The 2,663-nt window shown below is 54.2% G+C and carries 2 rRNA genes (1 of these 2 cut by a window edge); both read right to left on the bottom strand.

The features are described 5' to 3' along the window. Nucleotides 1-4: 4 nt before the first annotated feature. A 5S ribosomal RNA gene (rrf, locus tag ABE543_RS18580) occupies nucleotides 5-119 on the bottom strand. A 125-nt stretch (nucleotides 120-244) separates the two neighbouring features. Beyond that, a 23S ribosomal RNA gene (locus tag ABE543_RS18575) occupies nucleotides 245-2,663 on the bottom strand; it runs 461 nt beyond the window's last position.

The following is a 2,663-nucleotide window of genomic DNA, read 5'->3' as shown; positions in this document are numbered from 1 at the left end:
TAAACCCTGGCGATGACCTACTCTCGCATGGCTTGAGCCACACTACCATCGGCGCAGCTGCGTTTCACTTCCGAGTTCGGGATGGGATCGGGTGGTTCCACAGCGCTAATTTCACCAGGGAGGCTTTTGGAGAGTCGCACTCGTCCCGAGGGACAAGGCGCCAGCCTCGCATAGTTCTTGTGACGTAGCGTGCACTTGGATGCTCTTACGACGTTGTCGTAAAGCCAAGGCAACTTGAGGTTATATGGTCAAGCCGCACGGATCATTAGTATCAGTTAGCTCAATACATTGCTGTACTTACACACCTGACCTATCAACCACGTAGTCTACATGGTTCCTTCAGGGGGCTTGTGCCCCGGGAGATCTCATCTTGAGGCGCGCTTCCCGCTTAGATGCTTTCAGCGGTTATCGCTTCCGAACATAGCTACCCGGCAATGCCACTGGCGTGACAACCGGAACACCAGAGGTTCGTCCACTCCGGTCCTCTCGTACTAGGAGCAGCCCCTCTCAAATCTCCAACGCCCATGGCAGATAGGGACCGAACTGTCTCACGACGTTCTGAACCCAGCTCGCGTACCACTTTAAATGGCGAACAGCCATACCCTTGGGACCGACTACAGCCCCAGGATGTGATGAGCCGACATCGAGGTGCCAAACACCGCCGTCGATATGAACTCTTGGGCGGTATCAGCCTGTTATCCCCGGAGTACCTTTTATCCGTTGAGCGATGGCCCTTCCATACAGAACCACCGGATCACTAAGTCCTAGTTTCCTACCTGCTTGATCCGTCGATCTTGCAGTCAAGCACGCTTATGCCTTTGCACACAGTGCGCGATGTCCGACCGCGCTGAGCGTACCTTCGAGCTCCTCCGTTACTCTTTAGGAGGAGACCGCCCCAGTCAAACTACCCACCATACACGGTCCCCGACCCAGATAATGGGCCCAGGTTAGAACGTCAAGCACGACAGGGTGGTATTTCAAGGATGGCTCCACCACAGCTAGCGCCATGGTTTCATAGCCTCCCACCTATCCTACACAGACGAACTCAACGTTCAGTGTAAAGCTATAGTAAAGGTTCACGGGGTCTTTCCGTCTTGCCACGGGAACGCTGCATCTTCACAGCGATTTCAATTTCACTGAGTCTCGGGTGGAGACAGCGCCGCTGTCGTTACGCCATTCGTGCAGGTCGGAACTTACCCGACAAGGAATTTCGCTACCTTAGGACCGTTATAGTTACGGCCGCCGTTTACTGGGGCTTCGATCAAGAGCTTCGCCTTGCGGCTGACCCCATCAATTAACCTTCCAGCACCGGGCAGGCGTCACACCCTATACGTCCACTTTCGTGTTTGCAGAGTGCTGTGTTTTTGATAAACAGTCGCAGCGGCCTGGTTACTGCGACCCTCTTCAGCTATAGCTCGCACGAGCCACCAAAAAGGGTGCACCTTCTCCCGAAGTTACGGTGCCATGTTGCCTAGTTCCTTCACCCGAGTTCTCTCAAGCGCCTGAGAATTCTCATCCTACCCACCTGTGTCGGTTTACGGTACGGTCTGCGTAAGCTGAAGCTTAGGAGCTTTTCCTGGAAGCGTGGTATCAGTGACTTCGCCTTAAAGGCTCGTCTCGGTGCTCGGTCTTAAAGGATCCCGGATTTGCCAAAGATCCAAACCTACCGCCTTTCCCCGGGACAACCAACGCCCGGTACACCTAACCTTCTCCGTCCCTCCATCGCACTTACGCGAGGTGCAGGAATATTAACCTGCTTCCCATCGACTACGACTTTCGTCCTCGCCTTAGGGGCCGACTCACCCTGCGCCGATTAACGTTGCGCAAGGAAACCTTGGGCTTTCGGCGTGCGGGTTTTTCACCCGCATTATCGTTACTCATGTCAGCATTCGCACTTCCGATACCTCCAGCGGACTTCTCAATCCACCTTCGCAGGCTTACGGAACGCTCCTCTACCGCGCATAACAAAGTTATGCACCCCAAGCTTCGGTTCAGTGCTTAGCCCCGTTAAATCTTCCCCGCAGACCGACTCGACCAGTGAGCTATTACGCTTTCTTTAAAGGGTGGCTGCTTCTAAGCCAACCTCCTGGCTGTCTGTGCCTTTCCACATGGTTTTCCACTTAGCACTGAATTTGGGACCTTAGCTGTGGGTCTGGGTTGTTTCCCTTTTCACGACGGACGTTAGCACCCGCCGTGTGTCTCCCATACAGTCCGTCTCGGTATTCGGAGTTTGCAATGGTTTGGTAAGTCGCGATGACCCCCTAGCCATAACAGTGCTCTACCCCCGAGAGGATACATATGAGGCGCTACCTAAATAGCTTTCGAGGAGAACCAGCTATCTCCGGGTTCGATTAGCTTTTCACTCCTAATCACACCTCATCCCCTACCTTTGCAACGGGAGTGGGTTCGGGCCTCCAGTGCGTGTTACCGCACCTTCACCCTGGGCATGACTAGATCACCCGGTTTCGGGTCTACTGCCCGCGACTATGCGCCCTTATCAGACTCGGTTTCCCTTCGCCTCCCCTATACGGTTAAGCTTGCCACGAACAGTAAGTCGCTGACCCATTATACAAAAGGTACGCAGTCACTCCTTGCGGAGCTCCTACTGCTTGTACGCACACGGTTTCAGGTTCTATTTCACTCCCCTCTCCGGGGTTCTTTTC

This window comes from Stenotrophomonas sp. TWI169, from assembly GCF_039674705.1.
Classification (GTDB): domain Bacteria; phylum Pseudomonadota; class Gammaproteobacteria; order Xanthomonadales; family Xanthomonadaceae; genus Stenotrophomonas; species Stenotrophomonas maltophilia_P.
This window is presented reverse-complemented; position numbering and strand designations above follow the sequence as displayed.